Annotated in this window: 24 protein-coding genes; 20 read left to right on the top strand and 4 right to left on the bottom strand. The window is 48.3% G+C overall.

Going from position 1 to position 26697, the window contains the following annotated elements:
• Window positions 1-27 precede the first annotated feature (27 nt).
• From citZ to HPY31_RS12525, 12 genes are all read left to right on the top strand, one after another.
• Window positions 28-1140 (top strand): citrate synthase, encoded by a 1113-nt coding sequence (gene citZ / locus HPY31_RS12580; RefSeq protein WP_172140977.1) that lies wholly within the window; start codon window positions 28-30, stop codon window positions 1138-1140.
• A gap of 153 nt (window positions 1141-1293) precedes the next feature.
• The gene (gene icd, locus HPY31_RS12575; RefSeq protein WP_012685116.1) at window positions 1294-2577 is read left to right on the top strand and encodes an NADP-dependent isocitrate dehydrogenase; all 1284 of its coding nucleotides are present in this window, start codon (window positions 1294-1296) and stop codon (window positions 2575-2577) included.
• Between the two features lie 52 nt (window positions 2578-2629).
• Complete coding sequence (gene mdh, locus HPY31_RS12570; protein ID WP_172140976.1) at window positions 2630-3568, top strand: malate dehydrogenase; 939 nt, start codon at window positions 2630-2632, stop codon at window positions 3566-3568.
• A gap of 708 nt (window positions 3569-4276) precedes the next feature.
• Window positions 4277-4972, top strand: a complete 696-nt coding sequence (locus tag HPY31_RS12565; RefSeq protein ID WP_064201329.1) for a response regulator transcription factor — start codon at window positions 4277-4279, stop codon at window positions 4970-4972.
• 13 nt (window positions 4973-4985) lie between these two features.
• The gene (pnpS, locus tag HPY31_RS12560) at window positions 4986-6749 is read left to right on the top strand and encodes a two-component system histidine kinase PnpS (RefSeq protein ID WP_172140975.1); all 1764 of its coding nucleotides are present in this window, start codon (window positions 4986-4988) and stop codon (window positions 6747-6749) included.
• 107 nt (window positions 6750-6856) lie between these two features.
• Window positions 6857-7513 carry a phosphate signaling complex protein PhoU gene (gene phoU, locus HPY31_RS12555; protein ID WP_016738714.1) on the top strand — a complete coding sequence of 219 codons (657 nt, stop codon included), beginning with the start codon at window positions 6857-6859 and terminating at the stop codon, window positions 7511-7513.
• A gap of 146 nt (window positions 7514-7659) precedes the next feature.
• On the top strand, window positions 7660-8748 hold the full coding sequence (locus HPY31_RS12550) for a PRK06851 family protein (RefSeq protein ID WP_172140974.1): 1089 nt from the start codon (window positions 7660-7662) through the stop codon (window positions 8746-8748).
• Window positions 8749-8840: 92 nt separating this feature from the next.
• Window positions 8841-9785 carry a VanW family protein gene (locus tag HPY31_RS12545; protein WP_172140973.1) on the top strand — a complete coding sequence of 315 codons (945 nt, stop codon included), beginning with the start codon at window positions 8841-8843 and terminating at the stop codon, window positions 9783-9785.
• A gap of 675 nt (window positions 9786-10460) precedes the next feature.
• The gene (locus tag HPY31_RS12540) at window positions 10461-10889 is read left to right on the top strand and encodes a MarR family winged helix-turn-helix transcriptional regulator (RefSeq protein WP_012685124.1); all 429 of its coding nucleotides are present in this window, start codon (window positions 10461-10463) and stop codon (window positions 10887-10889) included.
• A 9-nt stretch (window positions 10890-10898) separates the two neighbouring features.
• Entirely contained in the window at window positions 10899-11558 is a 660-nt protein-coding gene (locus tag HPY31_RS12535) for an HlyD family secretion protein (RefSeq protein WP_012685125.1), read from the top strand.
• Between the two features lie 6 nt (window positions 11559-11564).
• Complete coding sequence (locus HPY31_RS12530) at window positions 11565-12794, top strand: efflux RND transporter periplasmic adaptor subunit (protein ID WP_172140972.1); 1230 nt, start codon at window positions 11565-11567, stop codon at window positions 12792-12794.
• 15 nt (window positions 12795-12809) lie between these two features.
• Window positions 12810-14387, top strand: a complete 1578-nt coding sequence (locus HPY31_RS12525) for a DHA2 family efflux MFS transporter permease subunit (protein ID WP_172140971.1) — start codon at window positions 12810-12812, stop codon at window positions 14385-14387.
• Window positions 14388-14447: 60 nt separating this feature from the next.
• On the opposite strand, the gene HPY31_RS12520 is transcribed toward HPY31_RS12525, so the two are convergent.
• Together HPY31_RS12520 and HPY31_RS12515 are read right to left on the bottom strand one after the other, a co-directional pair.
• The gene (locus tag HPY31_RS12520; RefSeq protein ID WP_157696726.1) at window positions 14448-14588 is read right to left on the bottom strand and encodes a hypothetical protein; all 141 of its coding nucleotides are present in this window, start codon (window positions 14586-14588) and stop codon (window positions 14448-14450) included.
• On the bottom strand, window positions 14551-15495 hold the full coding sequence (locus HPY31_RS12515) for a DMT family transporter (protein ID WP_172140970.1): 945 nt from the start codon (window positions 15493-15495) through the stop codon (window positions 14551-14553). Before HPY31_RS12515 ends, HPY31_RS12520 begins: the two co-directional genes overlap by 38 nt.
• A gap of 131 nt (window positions 15496-15626) precedes the next feature.
• On the opposite strand from HPY31_RS12515, the gene HPY31_RS12510 reads away from it, so the two are divergent.
• Window positions 15627-16370 (top strand): N-acetylmuramoyl-L-alanine amidase family protein, encoded by a 744-nt coding sequence (locus HPY31_RS12510; protein ID WP_016738790.1) that lies wholly within the window; start codon window positions 15627-15629, stop codon window positions 16368-16370.
• Here HPY31_RS12510 and HPY31_RS12505 read toward each other — a convergent pair.
• Window positions 16341-17123, bottom strand: coding sequence for a divergent polysaccharide deacetylase family protein (locus tag HPY31_RS12505; RefSeq protein WP_253901777.1), 783 nt, complete (start codon window positions 17121-17123; stop codon window positions 16341-16343). The genes HPY31_RS12510 and HPY31_RS12505 overlap by 30 nt on opposite strands.
• A 141-nt stretch (window positions 17124-17264) precedes the next feature.
• Between HPY31_RS12505 and polA the strand changes: the two genes are divergently transcribed.
• From polA to HPY31_RS12480, 5 genes are all read left to right on the top strand, one after another.
• Complete coding sequence (gene polA, locus HPY31_RS12500) at window positions 17265-19913, top strand: DNA polymerase I (RefSeq protein WP_172140969.1); 2649 nt, start codon at window positions 17265-17267, stop codon at window positions 19911-19913.
• Between the two features lie 48 nt (window positions 19914-19961).
• A complete protein-coding gene (mutM, locus tag HPY31_RS12495; protein ID WP_172140968.1) occupies window positions 19962-20792 on the top strand; it encodes a DNA-formamidopyrimidine glycosylase in 831 nt (276 codons plus the stop codon).
• Between the two features lie 102 nt (window positions 20793-20894).
• Complete coding sequence (coaE, locus tag HPY31_RS12490; RefSeq protein ID WP_012685133.1) at window positions 20895-21503, top strand: dephospho-CoA kinase; 609 nt, start codon at window positions 20895-20897, stop codon at window positions 21501-21503.
• Window positions 21500-22063: a lytic transglycosylase domain-containing protein gene (locus tag HPY31_RS12485; RefSeq protein WP_172140967.1), complete on the top strand. Its 564-nt coding sequence runs from the start codon at window positions 21500-21502 to the stop codon at window positions 22061-22063. Before coaE ends, HPY31_RS12485 begins: the two co-directional genes overlap by 4 nt.
• Before the next feature lie 174 nt (window positions 22064-22237).
• Complete coding sequence (locus HPY31_RS12480) at window positions 22238-23284, top strand: glyceraldehyde-3-phosphate dehydrogenase (protein ID WP_172140966.1); 1047 nt, start codon at window positions 22238-22240, stop codon at window positions 23282-23284.
• Window positions 23285-23346: 62 nt separating this feature from the next.
• Here the strand turns inward: HPY31_RS12480 and HPY31_RS12475 are convergent, their stop codons facing one another.
• Entirely contained in the window at window positions 23347-24480 is a 1134-nt protein-coding gene (locus tag HPY31_RS12475) for an HD-GYP domain-containing protein (RefSeq protein WP_172140965.1), read from the bottom strand.
• 137 nt (window positions 24481-24617) lie between these two features.
• On the opposite strand from HPY31_RS12475, the gene nrdR reads away from it, so the two are divergent.
• Entirely contained in the window at window positions 24618-25097 is a 480-nt protein-coding gene (nrdR, locus tag HPY31_RS12470) for a transcriptional regulator NrdR (RefSeq protein WP_012685137.1), read from the top strand.
• Window positions 25098-25248: 151 nt separating this feature from the next.
• A complete protein-coding gene (locus HPY31_RS12465; protein WP_172140964.1) occupies window positions 25249-26688 on the top strand; it encodes a replication initiation and membrane attachment family protein in 1440 nt (479 codons plus the stop codon).
• The last annotated feature ends 9 nt before the right edge of the window (window positions 26689-26697 follow it).

The following is a 26697-nucleotide window of genomic DNA, read 5'->3' as shown; positions in this document are numbered from 1 at the left end:
CTTGAGTGGAAAAGGAGAGGGAGTTCTATGACAACTACTCGTGGACTTGAAGGCGTTGTTGCCGCTCAATCATCTATCTGTTCGATCGTCGATGGGGTTCTTTGCTATGGCGGGATCAACATCGATGAGCTGGCAGAACATGCAACTTTTGAAGAGGTTGTATATTTGCTCTGGCATGGAGCGTTACCGAAGCGTGATCAGCTGGACGCTTTGAAAAAACAATTGGGTGAAAATGCAGCAGTGGCCAAAGAAGTGCTGGAAAGCATTCGCCACTATCCAAAAGGCGTACACCCAATGGCGGCGTTGCGCACAGCTGTCTCTTCGTTAGCGCTCTACGACACAGAAGCGCAAGATATGTCTCCAGAAGCCAACTATCGGAAATCGATCCGTTTGATGGCACAAACTCCTACCTTGATCGCTGCTTACGAGCGTATGCGTAAAGGTTTGGAGCCAGTAGCTCCACGTGCAGATTTCACGATTGCACAAAACTTCCTCTACATGCTCACAGGCCAGGAGCCAACAGAAACAGCAGTAAAAGCGTTTGACGTTGCTCTGATTCTGCATGCTGACCATGAGTTTAACGCATCTACATTCTCTGCTCGCGTAACTGTTGCAACTCTGACTGATATTTATTCCGGTATCGTGTCTGCAATTGGTACGCTCAAAGGCCCTCTGCATGGTGGCGCTAATGAAGCAGTAGCGAAAATGCTGAACGAAATCGGTGGCATGGCTAATGTAGAATCCTACATCCGCACCAAGCTGGATAACAAGGATAAAATCATGGGCTTCGGACACCGTGTATACAAAGATGGTGACCCACGTGCGAAATGGCTGAAAGAAATGTCCAAAGCACTGACCGCGCAAATCGGTCGCCCTGAGCTGTTTGAGATGTCTGTGAAGATCGATGAAATGATTTCCGGTGAAAAAGGATTGAAGCCAAACGTTGACTTCTACTCCGCATCTGTATACATTTCGCTCGGCCTCGAAACGGACCTGTTCACACCGATTTTTGCTATCAGCCGTATGTCCGGTTGGACAGCACACATCATGGAACAGTATGAAAATAATCGCCTGATCCGTCCTCGCGCGGATTACACCGGTCCGGTCAACCAACACTACGTTCCAATTGACCGCCGCTAAGAACTCGCTATTTTCGAGCGTGGAGGGCAGGTGGTCAGCCAGGCTGATCGCTCCTGAGCGCAAGCTTGAGAACTACCACAAGTGAGTGGTAGTTCTCCTACGTCTGGAAATATTCATAATCACCAAATATATATAACACTGGAGGGATTTTTTGTGTTTAAAAACCTGACGCAACCAACTGTAGGCGAAAAAATTACTGTGGATAACGGTAAACTGGTAGTTCCAAACAATCCAGTCATTCCTTTCATCGAGGGTGACGGTACTGGCCCTGACATTTGGAAAGCTTCTGTTCGCGTTCTGGATGCAGCTGTAGAAAAAGCTTACAAAGGCGAGAAAAAAATCGCTTGGTTCGAAGTATTCGCAGGTGAAAAATCCTTCAACCAATACAGCGAGTGGCTGCCTGAAGATACACTGACTGCTGTTCGTGAATACCTGATCGCAATCAAAGGTCCTTTGACTACACCAGTAGGTGGCGGTATCCGTTCTATCAACGTAGCACTGCGTCAAGAGCTGGATCTGTATGCTTGCGTACGTCCTGTTCAATACTTCGATGGAGTTCCATCCCCAGTGAAACATCCTGAATTGACTGACATGGTAATCTTCCGTGAGAACACTGAAGACATCTACGCTGGCGTAGAGTGGGCTGAAGGTACTCCAGAAGTGAAAAAAGTAATCGACTTCCTGCAAAACGAAATGGGCGTGAAGAAAATCCGCTTCCCAGAAACTTCTGGTATCGGTATCAAGCCTGTTTCCAAAGATGGTACAGAGCGTCTGGTTCGTGCAGCGATCAACTATGCGATCGAGAACAACCGTAAATCCGTTACCCTCGTACACAAAGGTAACATCATGAAGTTCACGGAAGGTGCTTTCAAAACTTGGGGATATGCAGTAGCTGAAGCAGAATTCGGCGACAAAGTATTCACTTGGGCACAATACGATCGTATCAAAGCTGAAGGCGGCGACGCTGACAAAGCACAAAAAGAAGCAGAAGCAGCTGGCAAAATCATCGTGAAAGATGTAATTGCTGACGCGTTCCTGCAACAAATCCTGACTCGTCCAGCTGAGTACGATGTAGTAGCAACACTCAACCTGAACGGTGACTATGTATCTGATGCATTGGCTGCACAAGTAGGCGGTATCGGTATCGCTCCAGGTGCAAACATCAACTACCTGACTGGTCATGCGATCTTCGAAGCAACTCATGGTACAGCTCCGAAATACGCTGGTCTGGACAAAGTAAACCCATCCTCCGTGATCCTGTCCGGAGAAATGATGCTGCGTCACTTGGGCTGGAACGAAGCAGCTGATCTGATCATCAACTCCATGGAAAAAACCATCTCTGCGAAAACAGTAACATACGATTTCGCTCGTCTGATGGAAGGCGCTAAAGAACTGAAATGCTCCGAGTTTGCTGACGCTCTGATTCAAAACATGTAAGATAGATTTGGGTACAAATTTTTACACTTACATTTTTGGAGGGGAATAGTTCATGGCATTCAACCGTAAAAAAATCGCTGTTATCGGTAGTGGCTTCACTGGTGCAACAACTGCATTCATTTTGGGGCAAAAAGAACTGGGCGACATCGTATTGGTTGACATTCCGCAACTGGAAAACCCAACAAAAGGTAAAGCGCTCGACATGATGGAATCCTCGCCAGTATTAGGCTTTGATGCAAGCATCACAGGTACTGCCAACTATGAAGACATCAAAGATGCTGATCTCGTCATCATCACAGCTGGTATTGCCCGCAAGCCTGGCATGTCCCGCGATGACTTGGTTAACACGAATGCTGGCATTATGAAATCTGTTGCAGAGCAAGTAAAAACATATGCACCTAATTCTATCGTGCTCGTACTGTCCAACCCAGTTGACGCGATGACGTACACCTTCTTCAAAACGTCCGGCTTTCCGAAAGAGCGCGTAATCGGTCAATCCGGCGTTCTGGACACAGCTCGTTTCCGTACCTTCGTGGCTATGGAGTTGAACGTATCTGTAGAAGATGTAACGGGCTTCGTTCTGGGTGGTCACGGTGATGACATGGTTCCTTTGGTACGCTACTCTTATGCTGGTGGTATTCCATTGGAAAAATTAATCCCGAAAGACCGTCTGGATGCGATCGTGGAACGTACCCGCAAGGGCGGCGGCGAGATCGTAAACCTTTTGGGGAACGGGTCCGCTTACTATGCACCTGCGGCTTCCTTGGTACAAATGGCTGAAGCCATCATCAAGGACAAAAAACGCATTCTGCCATCCATCGCTCTTCTGCAAGGAGAATACGGCTACAACGATCTCTACCTGGGAGTACCGACTCTGCTCGGCACAAACGGGATCGAGAAAGTGATCGAACTGGATCTGACTGCCGAAGAGAAAGCAGCTCTCGACAACTCTGCTGACTCCGTACGCAGCGTAATGGCTGTTTTGAAATAAGATCAATACATGTAAGACGCCTTTCTTTGGGGAGGCGTCTTTTTTCTTGTTAAAGTGGCTCTAGTGGGGGGAAGAAGCGAATTTCCAGTCTTACGCTTCGGCCTCCGCCCCACAAGGGGAGATTGACTGTTCGCTTCGGAAAAAATGGCGGGAGCGCTTCAAACGTAGATGTTTCGAGGATGTTATTCATAAGTGAAGCTGAAATTCCCCGCCATTTTTTCCGAAGCTGAGATGGGCTCCAGAGGCGCTTGGACTGGAAATTCGCTTCTTCCACGTAGCTTTTAGTTTTTTAAAAAGCGCTCAATGAGAAAGGGATGTGATTTTAAACTCTAGAAAACTTCACTGAGCCCACTTGCAAAACGTTGTAAAAGCAATACATACATCGATAGCTGTCCGAAAGCACTGTCACATGTTTGGAAGGAGACCGCCCGAACGCAGAGAGGATACAGGCGACTGGAAAACATGTGGCAGGGCTTCTCCCGACGACTACAGTTTGAAGACATTTTTAATATAGTACCTTTACCTAAAAGAGGAATACTATTGCCAAGCAATTAAGTTCTATGTACGAACAGCATGTCTTTACAAAAAAATTACTTGTTTTCCGCAATCAGCATTGGCAGACTGAGTATTGTAGAGAGAAGTATTTTTCAGGGGACGTAGGATAGAAAATCGAGCGCAAGCATTGCAACGCTAGGGGGAAACAGACAGATGATCAAAGTATTAGTAGTGGATGACGAAGCTTCTATTGTAAAGCTATTGCAATTTAATCTTGAAAAATCAGGATTTCAGGTCGTAACTGCTTTTGACGGTAAACAGGCCTTGGAAGTAGTTAAGAGCGAGCAGCCTGATTTTATCATTCTTGATTTGATGCTTCCCAAGATGGATGGAATGGACGTATGCAAAACCTTGCGCCAAGAACGCAATAATACGCCGATCTTGATGCTTACAGCGAAAGATGATGAGCTCGACAAGATTTTGGGGCTTGAGCTTGGTGCCGATGATTATTTGACAAAGCCTTTTAGCCCGAGAGAAGTAATTGCCCGCGTGAAAGCCATTCTGCGGCGGTTTCAGAACACGCCAGAAGCGACTACAGGGCCTCAAGAGGTGTTGCTCCAATTCGGGGATATTCGCATTTACCCGGAGAAGTACGAGGTGTTCTGTAAAGACGTCAAGGTCGAGCTGACGCCAAAGGAATTCGAGCTGCTCAACTATTTAGCGAGCCACCAAGGGCGTGTACTGACGCGCGATCAATTGTTGAACGCTGTTTGGAACTACGATTTCATCGGGGACTCTCGAATTGTGGACGTGCATGTCAGTCATTTGCGCGAAAAGCTTGAGGATGACACGAAGAACCCGAAATACATTAAAACTGTTCGCGGATTAGGATACAAACTGGAAGGATAACGGAGGATTTACCTTGACTCGCTTTCGAATCAAACTCACTTTGACTATTTTGGGTTTAATTTCTCTCGTACTATTGGTGATGGGTATGTATTTTGCCAAAGTGCTTGAGAATTCCTACCTCCAATCACTGAATGAGCTATTGTCCCGCGAGTCGAAGCTCATCGCTCAGGCGGTCCGATTCCCGGAGGTCTTTTCTGATAAGGCGACGTTAGAGGATCGGGTCAAACAAGTAGCGCCAGCAGATGAAGTACGGATCACCATTATCGACAAGGATGGTCAGGTGATGTACGACAACTCCTCCCATTCGGAAGAGATGGAAAACCACCATGACCGACCAGAGATGAAGGCAGCGTTACAAGGAGAAACAGGGATTTCCCGTCGTTTCAGTGAGACGCTCGGCTATGACATGATGTACGTTGCAGTACCTGTTGAACTGAACAACGAAATATTCGGTGTTGTTCGTTCAGCGATGTCGATGAAAGATATTACCGATACGATCCACAAAATGTGGTACAGCTTGCTCACAGGTTTATTGGTTACTTTGGTAGTCGGATCGATTGTCGTTTCTCGCATTTCCTTTTCTATTATTCGTCCGATCGAGGAGATCACCCGGGTAGCCCGCAACATTACACAGCGCCAATATGAGAGCCGTGTGAGAATCAAAGCAAAGGATGAGATCGGTCAGCTTGCAGGCGCGATCAACTTCATGGCATCGAGCCTGGAGCAGCAGATGTACGAAATCTCGGAAAATCAGCAGCGCTTGGCAGGGGTGCTGACCAATATGACGAGTGGCGTGATCTTCATTTCAGAGCAACGTCGGATCATGCTGGTCAATCCAGCCGTTGAAAAGCTGTTGGGGACTGCTGGACATGAGATCGTAGGGAAGCTGCATATCGAGGCAGGCAAAAGCTTTGGGCTTAGCCAATACATCGACAGGTGCCTCGACAGAAGCGAGAAGTTCCGTCAAGAGGTACACATCTATTACCCGCAGGAACGCATCCTTGACGTGAATTTTGCCCCCTATATCAACTTCAAGGGGGAGTCGAGGGGTGTAGTCGTGGTACTGCATGACATCACCGACATTCGCCGCCTGGAAAAGATGCGCAGTGAATTCGTAGCAAACGTATCGCATGAGCTACGCACGCCGATTACCTCGATCAAGGGCTTCACGGAGACCTTGCTTGAAGGCGCGATGCAGGACGAGGAAACATGTCGCAATTTCCTGCAAATCATCTCAGATGAGAGCGAGCGGCTCTACCGGATGATACGCGATATCTTGGATCTCTCCAAAATCGAGCAAAAGCGAATCCCATTGCATCTGAGTCAGGTTCACTTACAGGATTTGATCAGTTCAGCAGTTGCCATCATGCATGACCAGGCACAGCGCAAGGAATTGACGATCACGCTCCCTTCACCGAAGCCAGATATTTGGCTAATGACGGATAAGGATTGTTTACAGCAGATCATCCTGAATCTGTTGACGAATGCGATCGCCTATACGCAAGAAGGTGGAAAAATCAGCATCAAGACAGAAGCAGATAGCGAAAACATCACTATTCAAGTCATGGATACCGGGATCGGCATTCCGGAAAAGGAGCTCACGCGTATCTTTGAGCGGTTTTATCGCGTAGACAAAGCCCGCAGCCGCGATTCAGGCGGAACAGGTTTGGGCCTCGCAATTGTGAAGCATCTCGTGGAAAATTTGCACGGGCATATCAGTGTGGAGAGCAAGGAAGGAAGAGGGACAACCTTCACAGTTACACTTCCCCTTACCTAAAAAACAACTGCAAAAAGATTTACACAAACAAAATAGTAGCTTTACTTCTACAATACAATCGCCTTGTACCATTTGACATGTCAGACACAAGAAGGGGGAAGAGGGAAATGTCACGGCATGCTTTTGAAGAACAGCAGGATGTACTGCACCGCAAGCTCATGACGATGGGCACATTGGTGGAAGAAGCCATTCATAAATCGATTAAGAGTCTGGTTGAGCGGGATGCCCAACTAGCTGAACAGGTTATCGCAAGCGATCCTGTAATCAATGAGTTGGAGCAAGAAATACAGAGCGATTGCTTCCGTCTCATTGCATTGCAGCAGCCAGTCGGTGGTGACTTGCGACGCTTGGGAACAATGTTGAAGCTGGTGACGGATTTGGAGCGAATGGGTGATCATGCCGTTTCCATTGCCAAGACGACCCGACGCTTGATGGCGGACCCATACGTGAAACCTCTCATCGATATTCCGATGATGGCTGATCACGTCAAGGCTATGGTGCGTGATTGTTTAAATGCCTATATTGCACGCAACAAAGAAGCGGCAGAAGAGATTGCCTCGCGCGACGACATTGTAGATAAACTGTACTCCACGATTTTCCATGATCTGATTGAATTGATGACGAAAAACAGTCAGGCCATTTCGCAAGGAACGCATTTGCTCTTGGTCGCGCAATATTTGGAACGGATTGCCGATCATGTTACGAACATCTGCGAATGGATTATTTATATGTCTACTGGAAAAATGACGGATTTGAATAAATAATACCCAAATGACAAAAAACCGCTGTGAGCTATGAATAGTAGCTGGCAGCGGTTTTTTCACGGTTGTAGACAGACGCCTATTCTCCCTTTTATGCATACAATACATCGATTCAATGGCAGCTAGAAGAAGTACAGGAGGGAAAGGCAATGACCACAAAAGTCCGCCATATATATGCCGCAGGGAATACTGCGCGAGGATACAAGACGTTTTACGACTCCGTATTGGAAGGCTTGGAACGTGTTTATATTTTGACAGGGACAGTGGAAGGAATTACTTCACCGCTTATAGAGGCGATTGGCAATCAAATAGCACGAGTGACAGATGAAGTGGAGTGGATTCATTCGCCTTTTGTGAATGGGCAGTTTGATGGTGTTATTTTTCCAAAGTATAAAGTGGCGATCATGGATGGAAGCTATCCCCGGATTTGGAGACCCGCTTCTCCGGGTGTAAAGGAAATTCAGGTCAATTTACAGTCGATGGTCAACATTGATCAGCTGGTGGATGAAAAAGACCAGATTGCCAGTTGGTACGAAGAGATTTTTAGGAAGAGTGAAGAGGCATACAAGGCTTTTGGCGAGGCGCTGCGCATCCACGATGAGTGGGAGGCTCCTTACATTGAGCACCTCAACAGAGAAGAAGCCAATAGCGTCACGGAAGAAGTAAAAGCCTTGTTCTTCGGCGAGGAGCAACTGGAAAAGAAAGCAAAGGTAAGGCGTATGTATTTGGGGGCAGCGACGCCGCAGGGGCCCGTAGATCATATCATGAAGCTGACTGACCATTTAAAGAAGCGCTACTTTATCAAGGGCAGACCAGGCTCAGGCAAGTCCACTATGCTGAAAAAGTTGGTGGAGGAAGCCAAAACACGCGGCTTTGACGTGGAAGTGTACCACTGTGGACTGGACCCGCACAGCCTTGATATGGTAATTGTTCCTGAGAAGGGCCTCGCTATTTTTGACAGCACCGCACCTCATGAGTATTTTCCAAGCAAAGAGACAGATGAGGTTATCGATATGTATGAACGGGCAATTGAACCTGGCACAGATGAGGTATATGAAGAAGAATTAATGGATATTCAGGTCAGATACAAGCAAAAAGTGAAGGAAGCAACGGCGAATCTCCTCGCTGCCAAGGAGCTGCGTGACCAGTTGAACAATGCTTACCAGGAAGCGGTGGATCAGCAGCGTCTCAGGGCAGTTACGCAAGCAATTGTCAGCAGACTGACGAAGATGAGCTAATCGTATTCAAGTCGTAGAATGAAACCCGTTCGACTGCTCATACTACAAGAACGGAAGAGGATCGTTGTTGGAGAATGGAGGTGAGCAGCCGGATGGGTTTTGCTATGACGATGGCTCTGTTCCTGTTAATCAATCCCCTCGACCCAACGAATTTTTTGCAGGTAGAGATCGAGGGTAAGACAGTAGCTATGCTCAATCGGGCTGATTATGCTCTGCCCCTTGATGGCGTTCCTTTGGTCGATGACAGAAAGGTTGCTCGAATGGTGGAAGAGTTGGCGAAAAAAACGTACATCGAGCCGATCAATGCAACGATTAATAACGCCGGGGCTATCGTTCCAGAAGCCAAGGGAAGAAAGCTAGATGATCTGGCATTTCACGCACGTTTTTACGATTATTTTTACGGTACGGGAGCCGCAAGCATGAATGTCAGCTACAAAGAGATATTCCCGAAGGTAGACAAGGCTCTCATGAGTCAGGTTCGGAAAAAAAGGATCGGACAATATGCGACTTATTTTAATGCAGGCAACCGGAATCGTGTACACAACATCAAGCTCGCCTCGCAGGCGATTAACAATTACGTGGTGTTACCAGGAGAAGTTTTTTCTTTTAATAAGGTAGTGGGCCAGCGTACGAAAGAAAAAGGGTACTTGCAGGCTCCTATCATTGTCAGAGGAGAGCTGTCGGAAGGCATCGGAGGAGGAATATGCCAAGTATCGTCTACGTTGTTCAATGCAGTAGACCAAGCAGGTCTGCACATTATTCAGCGCTATTCCCACAGTCGAAACGTAGCGTACGTACCTCCAGGTCGAGATGCAACCGTGAGCTGGTACGGCCCTGATTTTGTGTTTCAAAACAAATACGCTTATCCCGTCTTGATTCGTGCGATCGCGAGCAATGGAAGCATGTACGTGACGGTTCACTCTTTTCCAGAAATGGAGCATGAGCCACGAAATGTACCAAGCGTACGCCGCGCGACCCCTGAAGAAGCACCGGATGCTCCCTCTATTTTGAATGAAAATGGACCGACAATCCCTTAGAGATGAGAAGGGGGTGTCGGTTTTTTTGCTTTTTTAGTACGAGGCTGCGGTGGGGAGAAGAATATTTCCAGTCTAGGCTCCAGGCTCCGTCCCGCTGAGGGTTGAGACTGTCCGCTCCGAAGGGATTCGCGGGGAAACGCAAAAGTGGTAGCCGCTACGCCGCATGGGCACGGTTGCGTTTCTTTTGCCCGCGAATCCCTTCTCCGCTCGGTAGGACTCCACAAGTCGCTACGTCTGGAAATATTCTTCTCTGTCGTGACTGAGGAAATTTCTTCATTCTTTTAAATCTTTAAAAGCCCGTTTAAACAGGGAGAGCTCGTAGAGGAAACAGGAGAAATAAGCGAAGATCTTAGGGACACCGACCGAGACGCAATGCAAAAAGCGAAACACGCTCTTAAGCGTCCACCTCTGAGACGCATCCTGAAAGGACTACTTTGGACGCGGTTTCGCTTTTTGCATGGAGGCGGGCAGTCAATCCCACATCGGGTGGCCCTAGAATCTGAGCGTTTTCTCCTGTTTCCTCCCCGGCACAACCCCCCGACCAACGACCGCTTTTAAAAGCTTGCCTAGTTAAAGTTTCACCTAAAGAAATAGTTGCCACGGATAGAAAAACATCGTATAGTTTTCATGTGATAAATTTCGTATACGAAATATTACTTAAGAAAGGAGTGCGTTATGAATAAATCACTGCATATTCGGGACTTGTTAAAACGGTTGAACAAGACTTTTGGAACAATGGCCACAAAAGAACTGTCCCAATATGGTGTGACTGTCCCGCAGCTAATGGTCATTCGAGAAATACATCCTGATCCCAAAACGATCGGTCAGATAAGCAAAGCCGTAGACTTATCCTACAGCACCGTTTCTGGCATCATTGATCGTTTGGAACGAGAACAACTCGTAGAACGTGTACGTGATGAGAATGACCGACGTGTTGTCTGGATTCGTAAAACACCGAAGATTTCCGAGCTGTTCGCAAAGGTTGATTTTTTCTCAGAGAACTTTTACAAGCGTATTTTCCATGGATTTTCCGATGAGGATTTAGACATCATTATTCAGTCGATGGAAACATTGATTGCGAAACTAGAAGAACGAGAAAGTTGAGGAGAAACCATGAAGCGAAAACTGGTTTTGTATGTCATTTTGCTCCTGATCGTGGCAGGTGGTGGAGGAATCGGTTACTACTATTGGTATCAAGGTGCACATTATGTGACCACACAAGATGCCCGGATTGCGGGAGACATTTATCGGGTCATGCCCAAAATGACAGGCAAACTGACCGGACTCGCTGTCAAAGAAGGCGACACCGTTATAGCGGATCAAATCGTAGGGCAGCAAGATACAAGCAATGTAGCAACGACAATGCTGGAAAACAGCGTGTTGCGTTCCCCCATTACAGGTACGGTAATTAAAACGCAAGCCAAAGAGGGAGAGATTGTTTCAACAGGGCAATCGGTAGCTCTCGTGATTGACGAAAGCAAATTGTACATCTCCGCCAATTTGGAAGAGACTGAGATCGAACGCTTGAAACTCGGCCAAAAAGTCGATTTTACGATTGACGCTTACCCAGGTAAGAAATTGGGCGGTCATTTGATGGAGATCGGAAAGGCGACGAATTCTACATTTTCCTTGATGCCAGCGGCCAACACGAGCGGGAACTTCACCAAGGTAACCCAACGTATCCCGATCAAAATCGCCATAGATGACACAGCAGGTCTGGACCTCGTGGCCGGATTGAACGCCGAGATCAAAGTGCACGTGAAGGAGATGTAATGAAGCATGAAAAAGACAGCACAATGGAAAACAATCGCTGCAGTCATGGCAGCCGTTTCGCTTATTGCAGCGGGCTGTAGCGAGACATCTTCAGCAACGCAAACGAGTGAGACCGTCCCTGTTGTGAAGACATGGAAGGTGACTTCTGGCTCTACGGGTGTCATCGCCAATGGTAAAGTGGCAGCATCTGAGGAGATACAAGTCGTTTCTAAAGTTTCTGGAAAAGCAGCGAGCGTGAATGTAAAAGAAGGTGCAGTCGTCAAGCAAGGCGATGTTCTGGTCACGCTGGAGGCAGCCGATTATCAGCAGCAGATTAATCAGGCACAGGCAGCCATTGCAGGCGCTCAGGCAAAACTGCGAGATACAAAAGCAGGTGCACGCAATGAGCAACTGACGCAGCTTGGAAGTATTGTCACCCAGGCAGAAGCCAGCCTAAAGGTGGTAGAGAGCAACTACAATCGGATGAAAGCACTGTTTGATGCAGGCGCATTGTCCCAGGCTGAGTTGGAGAAATCTTCGCTGGAATTGGAAAAAGCGCGCACAGGTCTTGAACAGGCGCAAGCCCAATACGATCTGGCAAAAGCAGGTCCAACTGCCGACACGGTAGCAGCTATGCAAGCAGAAGTGAGCCGTTTGGGCTCCAGTCTCGAGCTGGCGAAAAGCAATTATGACAATACCATTATTCGTGCGCCAATCACGGGTATCGTCGCCAAGCGCGCGGTTGACCCAGGAGAAATGGCAGCAGCGGGGACACCTCTTATGGTGCTAGTGAATATGGCAGATGTCAAAGTAGAGGCAAGCGTACCCGAAAACGAAATCAACCAAGTGAAGGTCGGCTCCACTGTTGATGTGAAGGTAGGCAGTCTAGGTGGGAAAGTGCTGAAAGGTACCGTTGAGTTTGTCTCTCCGATTTCGGATACCAACAGCAGTTCATTCCCAATCAAAGTGAAGGTAAATAATCAGGACGGCTTGCTGCGCGCAGGTATGGTAGCAGAGGTTATGCTTCAAGGACAGGCAACACCAGGAACAAAATTGCCTACCTCAGCCGTGCTGGAAAAGGACAGCAAGCATTACATCTATACAGTAGATAACAACGTTGTGCACCAAGTGGAAGTTGCAGTAGAGAACGCAAGCGGCGACTGGACAACTGTCACGAATGGCGTCAAAGATAATGATCAAATTGTGCTGAACCCGACAGACAAACTGTCCGAGGGCAGCAAGGTGATCGCAAACTAACGGGGGTGTTGACACATGGCGGAAGCGGTGGCACACCGAGAGGAGAAAAGCGGGAACGGCGGCATGTGGCTGTCTCTTGTCGCAATCCTCTCAGGAACCTTCGTTGCGATTCTGAACAATAGCTTGATTAACGTTGCCCTGCCTGCCATGGTCAATATTTTTGGTTCGAGTACCGAGACCATGCAGTGGGTATTGACCGGATATATGCTGGCAAACGCCGTCATGATTCCCATGAGCGGCTCGTTGTCCGCTAAATTCGGAGCGAAAAAAATATTTGTCCTTTCCTTATCGGCATTTACTTGTTCGTCCATCCTTTGTGCCTTGGCGTGGAGCGACTCTTCGCTGATTGCTTTTCGCGTCGTGCAAGGGGTCAGCGGGGGGATGATCATGCCAATCGGGATGTCGATGATTTACATGATCGTTCCGCGTGAAAAGATCGGAATGGCATTGGGGATATTCGGGATTGCTTCCATGACAGCCCCTGCGCTTGGCCCGACATTGGGTGGGTATCTCATCGAATTTTTAAGCTGGCAATTTCTTTTTCTGGTCGGTGTACCCTTTGGTATTTTTGCAGTGATCATGAGTATCGTACTGCTCAAGGAAACGCCGAAAAAGCCAGAGTTAAAGTTCGACTTCTTGGGAGCCTTTCTTGCCATCGTCGGATTCGGGACGCTGTTGCTCGCTTTGAGTAAAGGGCAAGCAGAGGGCTGGACCTCCTTTTTCATCGTCAGTTTGTTTTTCATTGCGGTAATGAGCTTGATCCTGTTTGTCTGGGTCGAGCTGGGGAAGGAAAGTCCGCTGCTCGATCTGCGGCTTTTGAAGATTCCTACCTTCACCATCAGTATTTTGACTTCAGGCTTCGTCATGATGGGGATGATGGGCGGTATCTTCCTGATGCCGATTTTTCTCCAAAACATTCAGGGCTTGACGGCTATGGAGTCTGGAATCTTGCTGATGCCACAATCGATTGCCATGGCGATCATGATGCCAATCAGCGGAAAGCTGATGGATAAATATGGGGTCGGCCCGATTGGATTGGTCGGCTTGACCATTATGAGCATCACGACGTATGAATTGCACAATCTATCTGCTGACAGCATGCATTCGTGGATCGATATGATCCTGACCATTCGCGGGATTGGAATCGGATTGTGTATGATGACGCTGTCCACCGTAGGGATGAACGCCGTTCCGCGTACAAGTGTGGGGGATGCCTCTCCGCTGTCCAACGTATTGCGTCAGGTCATGAGTTCGTTTGCCATTGCGATTTTGACAGTGATCATGCAGGCACGCCAAAATTTCCATATGGCTTCAATCTCTGACAACTTGAATACGGATATGGCGACGCAGTTTATCAGTGGCATTTCAGGAATGTATGCACAAGTAGGGGTAGATGCAGCGAACGCGACAGGGGGAGCTAGCGCGATTTTGTACGGAATGATGGCAAAAGAATCGTTGGTCCAAGGCATCGGGGATACTTTCCTCGTCTCAGTGATCCCTATTGTCCTCTCGATTCCACTTCTGTACTTCCTGCATAAAAAGCCGAAAAAAACGCAGCAACAGGTGCCAGCAACCGAGAAGGCAACAGCCTAATAGTAAGGGGCAATTCCGCAAGTCTTATCGAAGACTTCTTTGGAATTGCCCCTTTTTCTGTTAGGACATCATTTTAAATAACCAGTACAAAATCCGTCCTACGATGTAGCCAAGCAGAATTGTCCAGCCAATCTTCGCCCAAATACTCAGTCCCTTGACGAATTCACGCAAGCTTTTTCGGTTCTCTGGTTGCTTGTTCAATGGAGGACACTCCTTTAGCAGGTTGGTTAAAACGAATGAACACATAAATGCCAGCGATAATGATCAAGCCGCCGATCCACTGCGGAGGCGTTACCACTTCACCCAAGATGAAGTAAGCGAGAATCGCAGTCCCGATCGGTTCTCCCAAAATCCCCATGGAGATCGTCGTCGTATTGAGCCATTTAATGATCCAGTTAAAAATAGAATGTCCAAGCAAGGTCGGGAACAGGGCGAGACAGAAGAACCAGCCCCAATCCGCTGCAGGGTAACCGACGAGCGAATACCCGAGAGCCAGATCATAGGCGACGAGAATCACGCTGGTTGCCGAATAGACGACGAGTGTATAGGCAAAGGAAGACATATGCTGGCGAACGTACTGCCCGACCAGCCAGTAGCCCGTTACGGTGACAGCTCCCATCAATGCGAGGAAATCCCCCCACAGAGCCATGTCGCCTACTTGAAAATCTCCCCAGCCAATCACAAAGCTACCTGCAATCGCCAGAAAGCCGCCGGTTAGAGCAAGAAATCGAACTTTTTCACCAAAAAAGAAGTAACCGCCGATGAAGGCAAATAATGGCTGTAACGTTACGAGCACAGTAGAACTGGCTACAGATGTGTAGTTCAATGATTCAAACCACAACAGAAAATGGCTTGCCAAAAAGGTTCCCGATAAAATGCAGAGTAGCCACACTTTCTTGGACATTGCTCCAATCTCTGCGAGGGCACCACGATTCCAGAATAAAAAAGGAAGCGTTAAGAGAACGGAAAAAATCAGGCGATACGTAGCAATAATCGGAGCAGGTGCATCCGATAGCTTTACAAAGATCGCAGAAGAGGAAATGGCGATCACCCCGATTAAGAGAGCCAAATACGGGGAAAATAAAGGTTTTTCCAAAGATTGGTTCATCAGTACACCTTCTTATGCGGGTAGGGTCATGGTTCATTCATTGTCATTGTACAGTCGGATTAAAAAATTCACAATGTTATGTGTACCTCGCCGCTTGAAAGGTTTCTTTTCAATCCGGTTATCCTACTGGCATGAGAAACTTACAGGCTTTTTTCCGTATAACTGCTTTCATGCTTATCCTCATCTGTATCCCGACGCGAAGTGAGGCATTGCCGCTCACCCCCTTTCATATTTTGATTGATGTTGGACATGGAGGTGTAGATTCGGGAACTTCATTTGGGGATTTGTACGAGAAGGACATCAATCTGCAAATTGCCAAACGACTCTACCAACAACTCACAGCTGCGGGTTACACCGTGGCTTTGAACCGCCACAAGGATGTTGCCCTGAGTGATGACAATCGTTGGTTGGACAACCGATCCCGCCATATACGTGACCTGGCTCAGCGCAAGAATTTGGCAAAAGAAATTGGCCCGCAGATGATGCTTAGCTTGCATGTAAACTGGTCACCGAGCCCTCGGCGCAGAGGGGCGATTATTTTGCATCAAAACACAGAGGAAAGCTACCTGTTGGCAGGGTTGCTGCAAAACTCGCTGAACAAGCTCACAGGGTCCAACGAAAAGCCAGTCAAGGGCAAGACGTACTACATGCTCCGTCATAACTACTGTCCGTCTGTCATCGTGGAGATGGGGTTTATCAGCAACGCGCAGGACCGCGAAATGTTAACGAATCCCAAAGCACAAGAAAAAATCGCTCAGGCCATTACAGAGGCCGTGAGCGAATACGTAAAGCTATCGGGAAATCTGAAAACGGAGGCTAGTGTGCAGGAGAGCTGGTGGAGAAAATTAATGAGTAGTTTGCTGGATAAGCTTTGAAATGGTTACAAATTCGGCCTCCTTCTGAATTCGCGGGATGTACTGGCGCAGAAGGGAGGCTGTTTTCTTGCCAGGAGGTCCAACATGACCAATTGCGATACATATGGGATGGTTGTGGATTTTTTTGCAGACGAGCTCCATCTGCTTTGTAATATGTGGGACCGAGTATACGTCATCCAGAAAAATTTGATTCACTGCATGGGGGACGCCCATTTCGGCTGCGACTTTCCCCGCCACACTTTTATCGGTAGTCTTGCTGTCCAGGTAAAAAAGGCCGCGTTCTTTGACGACTTTCATGATGATGCGCATGATTCGCTCGTCAGCTGTAATTTTTGAGCCCATATGGTTATTCATGCCAATTGCATGTGGCACATCGTCAATCGCTTTCTCCACGCGATTGCGGATCTCATCGTCGGACAGGTCAGCCGTAATGGCTCCAGGACCGAGCCAGGAGCGTTTTCCTTTCATTGGCTCCATCGGCATGTGAACGAGTACATCATGTCCTTTTTGATGAGCGAGCTCGGCATCCTGCTTCGTGCTGGGCATAAACGGCATGACGGCAACAGTTAGAGGGACTGGCATTGCTAATATTTCCTCCGTCCCTTGCATGTTGTTCCCAAAATCATCAATGACAAATGCCATCAGCTTTTTGACGACGGGTGCAGGGGCTGGGGTGGAGTTAGCAGTCACTGGAATCGCCCCGAGGGAAAGTAAAAGCGTGAGCAAGATCGGAATCAAATTTCTCCCATTCATAAGATCACCTTCCTTGTCCATTTTTTTCATAGTCTGTTCAATCATCTTGTGCTTTACCCGTCATATCTACGGCTTGGCTTTGATGTTTGCCCTATGTTACGATTAAAGATAGTAGTTTTGTAACGAGAGGGGTCGAATTCCTTGAGTCATTTTGTGTTGATTGATGGAAACAGTGTTGCGAACCGGGCGTTTTATGCGCTCCCTTTGTTGTCCACATCGGCAGGACTGCATACGAACGCAGTGCTGGGCTTTACGACTATGCTGTTAAAAGTGTTGGAGGAAATGAAGCCGACGCATATCATGGTTGCTTTTGACGCGGGAAAAGTCGTGTTTCGCCATAGCGAGTATGCCGAGTACAAAGGGGGACGCAGCAAAACTCCGCCGGAGCTGTCTGAACAGTTTCCACTGATTCGGGAGCTGTTGGATGCCTTCTCAATCAAACGCTTCGAGCTGGAAGGCTACGAGGCGGATGACATTATCGGTACGTTGACGAAGCAGGCAGATGAGCAAGCTTGGAAAACGACTGTTATTACCGGAGACAAAGATATGCTGCAGCTCGTGTCCGAGCATGTATCCGTTGCTTTGACGCGCAAGGGAGTTAGCGAAATCGAGATGTACACTCCGGAAGAAATTCACGAAAAGTACGGCCTTAAGCCGCTGCAAATAATTGATCTGAAGGGCTTGATGGGCGATTCGTCCGACAACATTCCAGGTGTTCCTGGTGTCGGGGAAAAAACAGCACTGAAGCTGCTGCACGAATACGGTTCTGTTGAGCAAGTACTGGAAAACATCGATAAAGTATCAGGTAAAAAGCTGCAAGAGAACCTGCGTGAGAATGTAGACAAGGCGAACATGAGTAAAGCCTTGGCAACCATTTTGCGTGAAGCGCCTGTGGAGCTGGATGTACAAGAGACTGGCTTTGAAGGCTATGATGGCCTACCTGTGAGCGAGTTCTTTAAAAAGATGGAGTTCAAGTCGCTCTTGTCCAAGATCAAAGTGGCACAGCCAGCAGATGGAAGCGGACAAGCAGACGCCAAGCCATTTTCATTTGAGATGATTTCAGAGGAAAACAAAGCGGCGTACGAGTCCAAGCTGACTTCGCCAATGGCTCTTTACATCGAAATGGACGGGGAAAACTATCATCATGCGCCTTTCCTCGGGATTGGACTGGCTGCGGAAGATACGGTGATGTTCGTGCCGTGGGATGTAGCCAAGGAATGGAAGGTGCTCTGTGAGTGGCTGGCTGATCCGGCAAAGGAAAAGTGGGTATTTGACGGCAAGCGAGATACGGTTGGACTCGCTTGGCATGATTTTGCGATAAAAGGCATCAGCTTTGATGTGTACCTCGCCTCTTACCTGCTGAATGCGGCTGAGAGCAACCCGACCTTGGATAGCATTGCGGCACAATACGCACAGACACGGGTATTGTCAGATGAAGAGGTGTACGGCAAGGGTGCCAAGCGTCTTGTTCCTGAGATGGACGTGCTGAGCGAGCATGTGGCACATAAAGCGGCAGCCATCTGGCAGAGCGTGCCTGTATTGCGCGAGCAGCTGGCGGAAAACGAAATGGAAAAGCTGCTCGGCGAATTGGAAGCACCACTGAGTATGGTATTGGCTCTCATGGAAAAGCAAGGCGTGAAGGTAAACAGTGAGCGTCTTGTGCAAATGGGGGAAGACTTGGATAAAAAGCTCGCGGGTCTGACTGATCAGATTTACGAGCTGGCGGGTGGGGCATTCAACATCAACTCGCCGAAGCAATTGGGTGAAATTTTGTTTGACCGCTTGTCTCTGCCTGTATTGAAAAAGACCAAAACCGGGCCTTCTACCAGTGCGGATGTATTGGAGAAGCTCGCCCCGTACCATCCGATCATCGATGCGATCCTGACCTTCCGTCAGCTCGGCAAGCTCCGTTCGACGTATATTGAAGGTTTGACCAAGGAAATCCACACGAAGACGAGCAAGGTGCATACGCTTTACAACCAAGCGACTACGGCGACAGGACGCCTGTCCAGCACAGACCCGAATCTGCAAAATATCCCGATCCGTATGGAAGAAGGACGCAAGATTCGCGAGGCGTTTATCCCATCAGAGGATGGCTGGTTCATGCTGGCGGCTGACTATTCCCAGATTGAGCTGCGGATTTTGGCCCATATTTCGCAAGACGAAAACTTGATTGACGCCTTCCAAAAAGGAATGGATATTCATACCCGCACCGCGATGGACGTATTTGGTGTAAGTGAGGAAGAAGTGACCTCGCTGATGCGCCGTCAGGCAAAAGCGGTCAACTTCGGGATCGTATACGGCATCAGCGACTATGGTCTGTCGCAAAACCTCAATATTACCCGTAAAGAAGCCGCGGACTTCATTGAGCGTTACTTTGATGTCTTCTCTGGAGTGAAGCGCTGGATGGATGAGATCGTCCAGCAGGCGAAGGCGGATGGCCATGTGACGACCTTGTTGAACCGCCGCCGCTACCTGCCTGATATTCGCAGCAGCAACTTTAACCTGCGTTCGTTTGCCGAGCGTACCGCGATGAACACGCCGATCCAGGGGACTGCTGCCGATGTGATCAAGCTGGCGATGATTCGCATGCAGGAAGCGCTCGAGGAGAAAGGTCTCGCTAGCCGCATGCTTTTGCAGGTGCACGATGAGCTTGTATTTGAAGTGCCGGAAAATGAGCTAGAGGTCATGCGCAAGCTGGTACCAGAAGTGATGGAGAGTGCGCTGTCCCTCGACGTGCCGCTCAAGGTGGACGTCAGTGACGGACGTACCTGGTACGATGCAAAGTAGGCATGCCTAGGACATAAGGATCGATAGACAGCGAGAGGAGGAGGGCATATGCCAGAATTGCCGGAGGTACAAACCGTCGTTAGGACTTTGCGTGGCTTGGTTATGGGAAAAACGATCGAGAGAGTAAGTGTCCATTTGGCGCGTATTGTACGCCAGCCAGATGACGTGGAAGCTTTTAAATCTCTCTTGGTGGGACAAACCATCCAGGATATCCAACGGCGGGCAAAATTCATTCAGTTTTTCTTAAACGAGGACGTGCTCGTGTCCCATCTGCGAATGGAAGGGCGCTATGGCGTGTATCAGGCGGATGATCCCGTTGAGAAGCATACCCATGTCGTCTTCCATTTTACAGACGGAACGGAGCTGCGTTATCGGGATGTTCGCCAGTTCGGGACGATGGATCTGTTCCCTAAGGGGAAGGAAACAACCGTCGGACCTTTGGCAAAACTGGGGGTAGAACCGCTAGATAAGAGTTTTACTCCTGAGGTTTTGGGGAAATTGTTAAAAGGACGGTCAACAAAAATTAAGCCGCTTCTCCTAAACCAGGAATGTATTGTAGGGCTGGGGAATATTTATGTGGACGAGTCACTCTTTAAAGCAGGCATTCATCCGGAGAAACCAGCAGGAAAGCTGACAGATAAAGAAGTTATTCGACTGCACGAAAGCATCGTCTCCACTTTGCAAGAAGCGGTAGAACAAGGTGGTAGCTCCATCAAGTCGTATGTGAACGGACAGGGCGAGATGGGAATGTTCCAGCAATCTCTATTAGTGTATGGACGAAAAGATGAGGCATGTACGAAGTGCGGAGCCGAAATCATTCGGTTTGTAGTCGGAGGCAGGGGGACGCATATTTGCCCGGACTGCCAAAAGAACCGGTAGTGACCGTTTCTTTTGGCGACCGCAAGCGGACTTTGTAATTTCATGAAAAACTTCGAGAAGTTTTTCACAAAGCAGTTATAACAGTTCGACCAAGGGAGGAGGATGGGCATGATACTAGGGTTAACAGGCGGAATTGCCACTGGGAAAAGCACGGTGACAGGTATGCTTCGTGAGCGTGGAATTCCTGTCATTGACGCTGACCAAATCGCCAGAGAGGTCGTAGAACCAGGTAAACTGGCCTATGAAGCGATCGTGCGCCATTTTGGAAGAGAAATCCTATTGGAAGATGGTCAAATTGATCGAAAAAAACTAGGTGAGATCGTGTTTTCGGACGAGTCCGAGCGTCAAAAGCTGAACGCCATCGTCCATCCCGAGGTACGCCGCGTCATGCGGGAAGAGGCCGAATCAGCGGAAGCGAATGGAGCCGAGATTGTCTTTATGGACATTCCTCTGCTGTATGAGAGCAAGCTTACGCATATGGTAGAAAAAATCGTGGTCGTCTATGCGCCCTACGAGATGCAACTGGCGAGAATGCTGGAGCGCGACGAATTGGAAGAAGAACAAGCACGAAAAAGACTGCGGGCACAGTTTCCCATTGATCAGAAGAAGCAGGGCGCAGACTTTTTGATCGATAATTCTGGTTCGCGTGAAGAAACCGAGCGTCAAGTGGAGGCTGTATTAGCTGCGATTCGATCGGAGCGTCAATCATGAGTTTTGGCAAACGTGCAGCATTGATTATGCTCGTTTTGGCGAGTGTATTTTTGCTGCTAAACACGCCAGTGGTGTGGAAATGGATGTACCCGATCAAATATGAGCAACAGATTGTGACGGCTGCACTGAAATATGAGGTGGACCCTCATTTGGTATTGGCCATCATTCGTTCCGAGAGTGGGTTTGCGACAGATCGCGTTTCGAAAAAAGGTGCGGTCGGGCTCATGCAAATCATGCCGGAAACAGCGCAATGGATTGTCAATGAGGCAGGCTTCCGTCCAAAGGACAGTCAATACTTGTACGACCCTGTCATGAACATCGAGATTGGGACATGGTATCTCGATTTTTTGCTGTCCCGCTATGATGGTGATATCGTCAAAGTCATTGCCGCCTACAACGCCGGTCCGGGAAAAGTAAATGGATGGCTGGCGAGTGAGCAATGGAACGGAACTCGAGACACGGTTGAGGACATTCCCTATGGGGAGACCCGTCAATATGTCCAGCGAGTGCTTTATTATCATGATCGTTACAAAAATATATACGACTTTCAATTACGTTAAAAATCATGAAAAGCCGCTTCTCTTACGGGTTAGAGAGCGGCTTTTTCTCTTTTTTGGGGTAGGGTAAATCGTCCAAATATTTATTTTTCAGTAAAACACATTGATAATTGTGTCATACTTATTATAATAAAAGTATCAGATAAGCGTAACTCAATTCGAAAGGGGTTTCTATATATGACAATTAAAATCGGTATTAATGGTTTCGGACGTATTGGCCGCATGGTATTCCGCCGCGCTATCCAGGACCCCAACATTGAAATCGTTGCAATCAACGCCAGCTATCCAGCGGAGACGCTTGCACATTTGTTGAAATATGACACGATCCACGGACGCCTGCAAAATAAAGTGGAAGTCCAAGACAACAAGATTATCGTAGATGGAAAAGCAACAGTTGTACTGTCTGACCGTGATCCGCTGAAGCTGCCTTGGGGTGACCTCGGAGTAGAGATCGTTGTAGAAGCTACAGGTAAGTTCAACAACCGTGAAGGCGCTGGCAAGCACCTGCAAAGCGGTGCGAAAAAAGTTGTGATTACAGCACCAGCGAAAGAAGAAGACGTGACGATTGTAATGGGTGTAAACGAAGGCACCTACGACCACGCCAATCACCACATTATCTCCAATGCTTCCTGCACAACCAACTGTCTTGCACCTGTGGCAAAAGTGCTCAACGATTCATTCGGTATCGAACAAGGTCTCATGACTACCATTCACTCGTTCACAAACGATCAGGTGAATCTCGACAATCCGCATAAAGACCTGCGTCGTGCACGTGCAGCTAGCGAGTCCATCATCCCAACGACGACAGGAGCTGCTCGTGCAGTAGGAATCGTTTTGCCAGAATTGAATGGCAAGCTGAACGGTTTTTCCTTGCGCGTACCGACTCCAAACGTTTCTGTAGTAGACTTGGTGGTCAACACGAAGAAGCCAGTTACATTGGACGAAGTAAACCGCGTCCTGCGTGAAGCGAGCGAAGGCAGCATGAAAGGCTACCTCGAGTTCTGCGACGAGCCGCTCGTATCCACCGATTTCAATGGTAACGATCACTCCTCGATCATCGACGGTCTGTCTACGATGGTAATGGGAGACAATCAAGTAAAAGTAATTGCTTGGTACGATAATGAGTGGGGCTACTCCTGCCGTGTCGTAGACTTGGTTCGCCACGTATCCGAGCAACACAATCAAGCTGCAACCAAAGAAGCTGCTGCTGTTGGTGTAAAATAAGTAGCATATACAAAACCCCTTTGCCGATATTTCGAGCAAAGGGGTTTTTCGTTGCTTCGTATTTACGATGAGGTAGGAGAATCTTCTAATGAGTTCACGTTAAATAGGTCATCATCTTCAAAGCCGACAATAAACAGCCGGATGTTCGCTTTTAGATCGAGGTCATAAGGGCTAGGGACGTCGTTTCCTCGGCCGTCTTTTATCACACGTACAGTAGGACGATGCGAATAATCCGGATCAACCCGACTCACTACCCCAATTTCTCCGGTATTCAAAACGACGCTGCTTCCAATCGGGAAGATAGCAATGTGCTTGATAAAGGCATTTACGAGATGATGCTCGAATAGCGTACCGCCAGACCCAAAAAGGTATTCCACAGCATCCTGTGGCATGTACCGCTTGCGCCATGGACGTGGGGAAGTCAATGAATCATAAATATCGCAGAGACCGACGATTTGCGCGAATTCGTGAATTTGCTTGCCGGATAATCCCTGTGGATAGCCACTTCCATTTAGCCGTTCATGGTGCTGCAAGCAGACGTGGGCTGACAAAAGCGAGATGTCATGCTGCTTTCGCAACAAATTAAAGCCAAGCATCGTATGCTGTTTGGCGATTTCCTTCTCTTCGTCCGTCCAACGCTCTGTTTTTTGCAACATCTCTTCAGGCAGGCTCACTTTGCCGATATCGTGCAGCATGGCCCCTATCCCCAAATTGATGAGCTGTGTGCGATTGTAGCCTAGTGACATGCCGACAGCAGTCGCCAGCACGGCAACATTCACGGAGTGATGGTATAAGGATGGCGAATGAGAAGAGATCGTCGTCAAATGTCCAACCATTTGCTTGTTTTGCATCAGGTCGTCCAAGATCGAACTAAAGGCACGCTGAAAATGAAGGCCCATTTCTTTTAAGGAAATTTTCCGGGCCAGCTTGTTTGAGTTTGTAATTTGTTTGATCGTCTTCTCGATGGCTTCCACAGCTACTTGTCTGGTTTGTGGGCGAATCACTTCTTCCACAACGATGTCATTGGTACGGGGATCATCGATATACACCGAATCAACACCAGTTCGCTCTAATCCGGAAATGAGTCGTTCCGTTAATTGCATACCGGTTCCAAGCAGCACCTTTCCATCTTCTGTGAAGACCGTACGTCCCAATTTCATTCCAGGCTGTAGGTGTTTTAAAGATACTAAACGCATGACTATCCCTCCAACAGTACTATAATTGTACTCCATTCGACTTATGCTTTAAATAGGTACAAGGATTGACTTGACTTCTGACAGGAATATGAGGGACACTGTAGACAAGTATTGTCAGTATTGGAGTTGATTCTGATATGCGTTGTCCATTTTGCGAATATAATGGGACTAGAGTCCTGGATTCACGTCCTTTCAATCATAATAAATCCATTCGTCGCCGCCGTGAGTGCGAAGCCTGCGAGCGCCGTTTTACTACCTTTGAAATGGTAGAAGAAACACCTTTGTTAATTGTGAAAAAGGACGGAACGCGCGAGGAATTCAGTCGAGACAAGATATTGCGCGGGTTGGTGCGTGCTTGCGAAAAGCGTCCCGTCCCGTTGGAAGTGCTTGAAAATGTAGTGAACGACATTGAAAAAGAATTGCGCAGCTGCGGGCAAGCAGAGATCCCGAGCAATGATGTTGGGGAGAAGGTCATGGAGCGTTTATACCATGTTGATGAGGTCGCCTATGTGCGCTTCGCCTCTGTATACCGTCAATTCAAAGATATCAATGTATTTATGAAAGAGCTGGAGGAGCTATTGGCTCAAGCGCGAAACAGCTCGTTTCCGAAAGAATAGATAAGCTTTTTCTGCCAGACTGGCAACTTCTTTCTCGCTCTTGCGGCCAATCCGCCAGGGCTTCTTTGGTTTTCCAACTCATTTTTCCGCGAATGAATGGGTTGTCATGCTATAATAAAAGAATCGAATTTTGTCAGGAAGGAAAGATCTGATGCGTCGTTTAGTTTGGAACGAGTTGTTGCCGAAGGATCGTTATCTGGTGCGGATGGCAAGACCGATTGGCTTTGCCGAAATGGGCTTTGTTACGCAGCTATACTTGCCGATCATCGGTGTCGAATCGTACGCTCTCTACCAACTGCTCGTCCATGGCGTGCAGGAGGTGAGCGGAGCCTCTTCGGAGGGGACCCATCGCAGTTTGATGCTGACGACTTCGCTTTCTCTGGATCGGCTATTGGATGCGCGTGAACGTTTGGAGGCAATCGGGCTAGTTGAGGTGCGCCGCAGGGAAAATCAGCAGCGTGACTATTATTACGAGTATTTGATCAAACCGCCGCTTAGTCCGGCTGAGTTTTTTGCAGACTATGTACTGTCGTTGATGTTGTTAAACAAAATCGAAAACGTTCGCTTTTCGCAACTGCGCCAGCATTATGCAGACACACTTGGCAGTCAGTTGGATCAAGAATACTCCATTGTGGAAAACGTCACGAAAGACTTCCATGATGTGTTCCAGTCGTTGAAACCATCGGAGCTGGAAGTGAAAAAAGGATCGGAGCGGGACCAGTTTTTAACCGAGATGGAGACTAGCTTCCCGCAAGCGCCGATGAAATCTGGCTACGAGGCACAGGTCAACCATTCGCTGAGTGTATCGTCCTTGCGACTGTACTTGCCAGATAATGCCGACTCGGTCAAAGTGTTGGAAGGCAAGAGCATGGAGCTGTTATTCTCGCTGTGCCATTTCTATCAGCTGGACAGCTGGGGGATGGGGCAGGAGCTGCGTGATTGGACGCTGTACAAATCGGATCGGAGTTTGGACGGAGAAGTTTTGCGCAAGCGTTTGGTACAACGTTACACGGAAGACAAGCTGTATCGTAATACGCCTGCAACTGACCCGACAGAGGATGGATGGGGACCCGGCCGCTTGCCTGAGCCTGGCAGCGAAGCCTTTATTCGCGCATGTCGTCAGCTATCTCCGGTGACCCTGTTGGAAAAGGTCGTCGGTGGCAGAATTAGCAAGGTGTTTTTGGAACGGGCTGAGACGCTTGTCTTTGCGGATGGGATGCAGCCGGATGTCGTCAATGCGCTGCTGCTCCATACGCTAGCCAGCATGCAAATGGAGCTGCCAAAAGCGTACATGGAGACGATTCGTGATAGCTGGAAAGCGAAGCGGATTGCGACAGTGGACGAGGCAGTCAAGCAGATCCTCGAACGTGCGGATCAACGGGCACAAACAGCCGAGAAGGCAAAAACGAGCAAGAAGGAATCGGCTCCGGTCAGACGCAACGGTAGAGCCATCTTGCAGGACAAGCTACCGGCATCTGTAGAGTGGCAGCTGTCGCAGGAGAAAACCACATCGGACGCTGAAAAGAAACAGTCCATTCAGGATTTTCCAGACTTGCAGAAAAGACTGGAAACCTTGCGAAAACGGAAATAAGGAGTGTGA

The organism is Brevibacillus sp. HB1.3 (genome assembly GCF_013186635.1).
Classification (GTDB): Bacteria; Bacillota; Bacilli; order Brevibacillales; family Brevibacillaceae; genus Brevibacillus; species Brevibacillus brevis_D.
The sequence above is the reverse complement of the archived record's forward strand: the minus strand, read 5'-3'. Positions and strand labels throughout refer to the sequence as shown.

Coding starts and splice junctions, on each gene's coding strand:
- citZ (WP_172140977.1), top strand. CDS start 28: ATGACAACTACTCGTGGACTTGAAGGCGTTGTTGCCGCTCAATCATCT.
- mdh (WP_172140976.1), top strand. CDS start 2,630: ATGGCATTCAACCGTAAAAAAATCGCTGTTATCGGTAGTGGCTTCACT.
- HPY31_RS12565 (WP_064201329.1), top strand. CDS start 4,277: ATGATCAAAGTATTAGTAGTGGATGACGAAGCTTCTATTGTAAAGCTA.
- phoU (WP_016738714.1), top strand. CDS start 6,857: ATGTCACGGCATGCTTTTGAAGAACAGCAGGATGTACTGCACCGCAAG.
- HPY31_RS12550 (WP_172140974.1), top strand. CDS start 7,660: ATGACCACAAAAGTCCGCCATATATATGCCGCAGGGAATACTGCGCGA.
- HPY31_RS12545 (WP_172140973.1), top strand. CDS start 8,841: ATGGGTTTTGCTATGACGATGGCTCTGTTCCTGTTAATCAATCCCCTC.
- HPY31_RS12540 (WP_012685124.1), top strand. CDS start 10,461: ATGAATAAATCACTGCATATTCGGGACTTGTTAAAACGGTTGAACAAG.
- HPY31_RS12535 (WP_012685125.1), top strand. CDS start 10,899: ATGAAGCGAAAACTGGTTTTGTATGTCATTTTGCTCCTGATCGTGGCA.
- HPY31_RS12530 (WP_172140972.1), top strand. CDS start 11,565: ATGAAAAAGACAGCACAATGGAAAACAATCGCTGCAGTCATGGCAGCC.
- HPY31_RS12525 (WP_172140971.1), top strand. CDS start 12,810: ATGGCGGAAGCGGTGGCACACCGAGAGGAGAAAAGCGGGAACGGCGGC.
- HPY31_RS12515 (WP_172140970.1), bottom strand. CDS start 15,495: ATGAACCAATCTTTGGAAAAACCTTTATTTTCCCCGTATTTGGCTCTC.
- HPY31_RS12510 (WP_016738790.1), top strand. CDS start 15,627: ATGAGAAACTTACAGGCTTTTTTCCGTATAACTGCTTTCATGCTTATC.
- HPY31_RS12505 (WP_253901777.1), bottom strand. CDS start 17,123: ATGAATGGGAGAAATTTGATTCCGATCTTGCTCACGCTTTTACTTTCC.
- mutM (WP_172140968.1), top strand. CDS start 19,962: ATGCCAGAATTGCCGGAGGTACAAACCGTCGTTAGGACTTTGCGTGGC.
- coaE (WP_012685133.1), top strand. CDS start 20,895: ATGGGCATGATACTAGGGTTAACAGGCGGAATTGCCACTGGGAAAAGC.
- HPY31_RS12485 (WP_172140967.1), top strand. CDS start 21,500: ATGAGTTTTGGCAAACGTGCAGCATTGATTATGCTCGTTTTGGCGAGT.
- HPY31_RS12480 (WP_172140966.1), top strand. CDS start 22,238: ATGACAATTAAAATCGGTATTAATGGTTTCGGACGTATTGGCCGCATG.
- HPY31_RS12475 (WP_172140965.1), bottom strand. CDS start 24,480: ATGCGTTTAGTATCTTTAAAACACCTACAGCCTGGAATGAAATTGGGA.
- nrdR (WP_012685137.1), top strand. CDS start 24,618: ATGCGTTGTCCATTTTGCGAATATAATGGGACTAGAGTCCTGGATTCA.
- HPY31_RS12465 (WP_172140964.1), top strand. CDS start 25,249: ATGCGTCGTTTAGTTTGGAACGAGTTGTTGCCGAAGGATCGTTATCTG.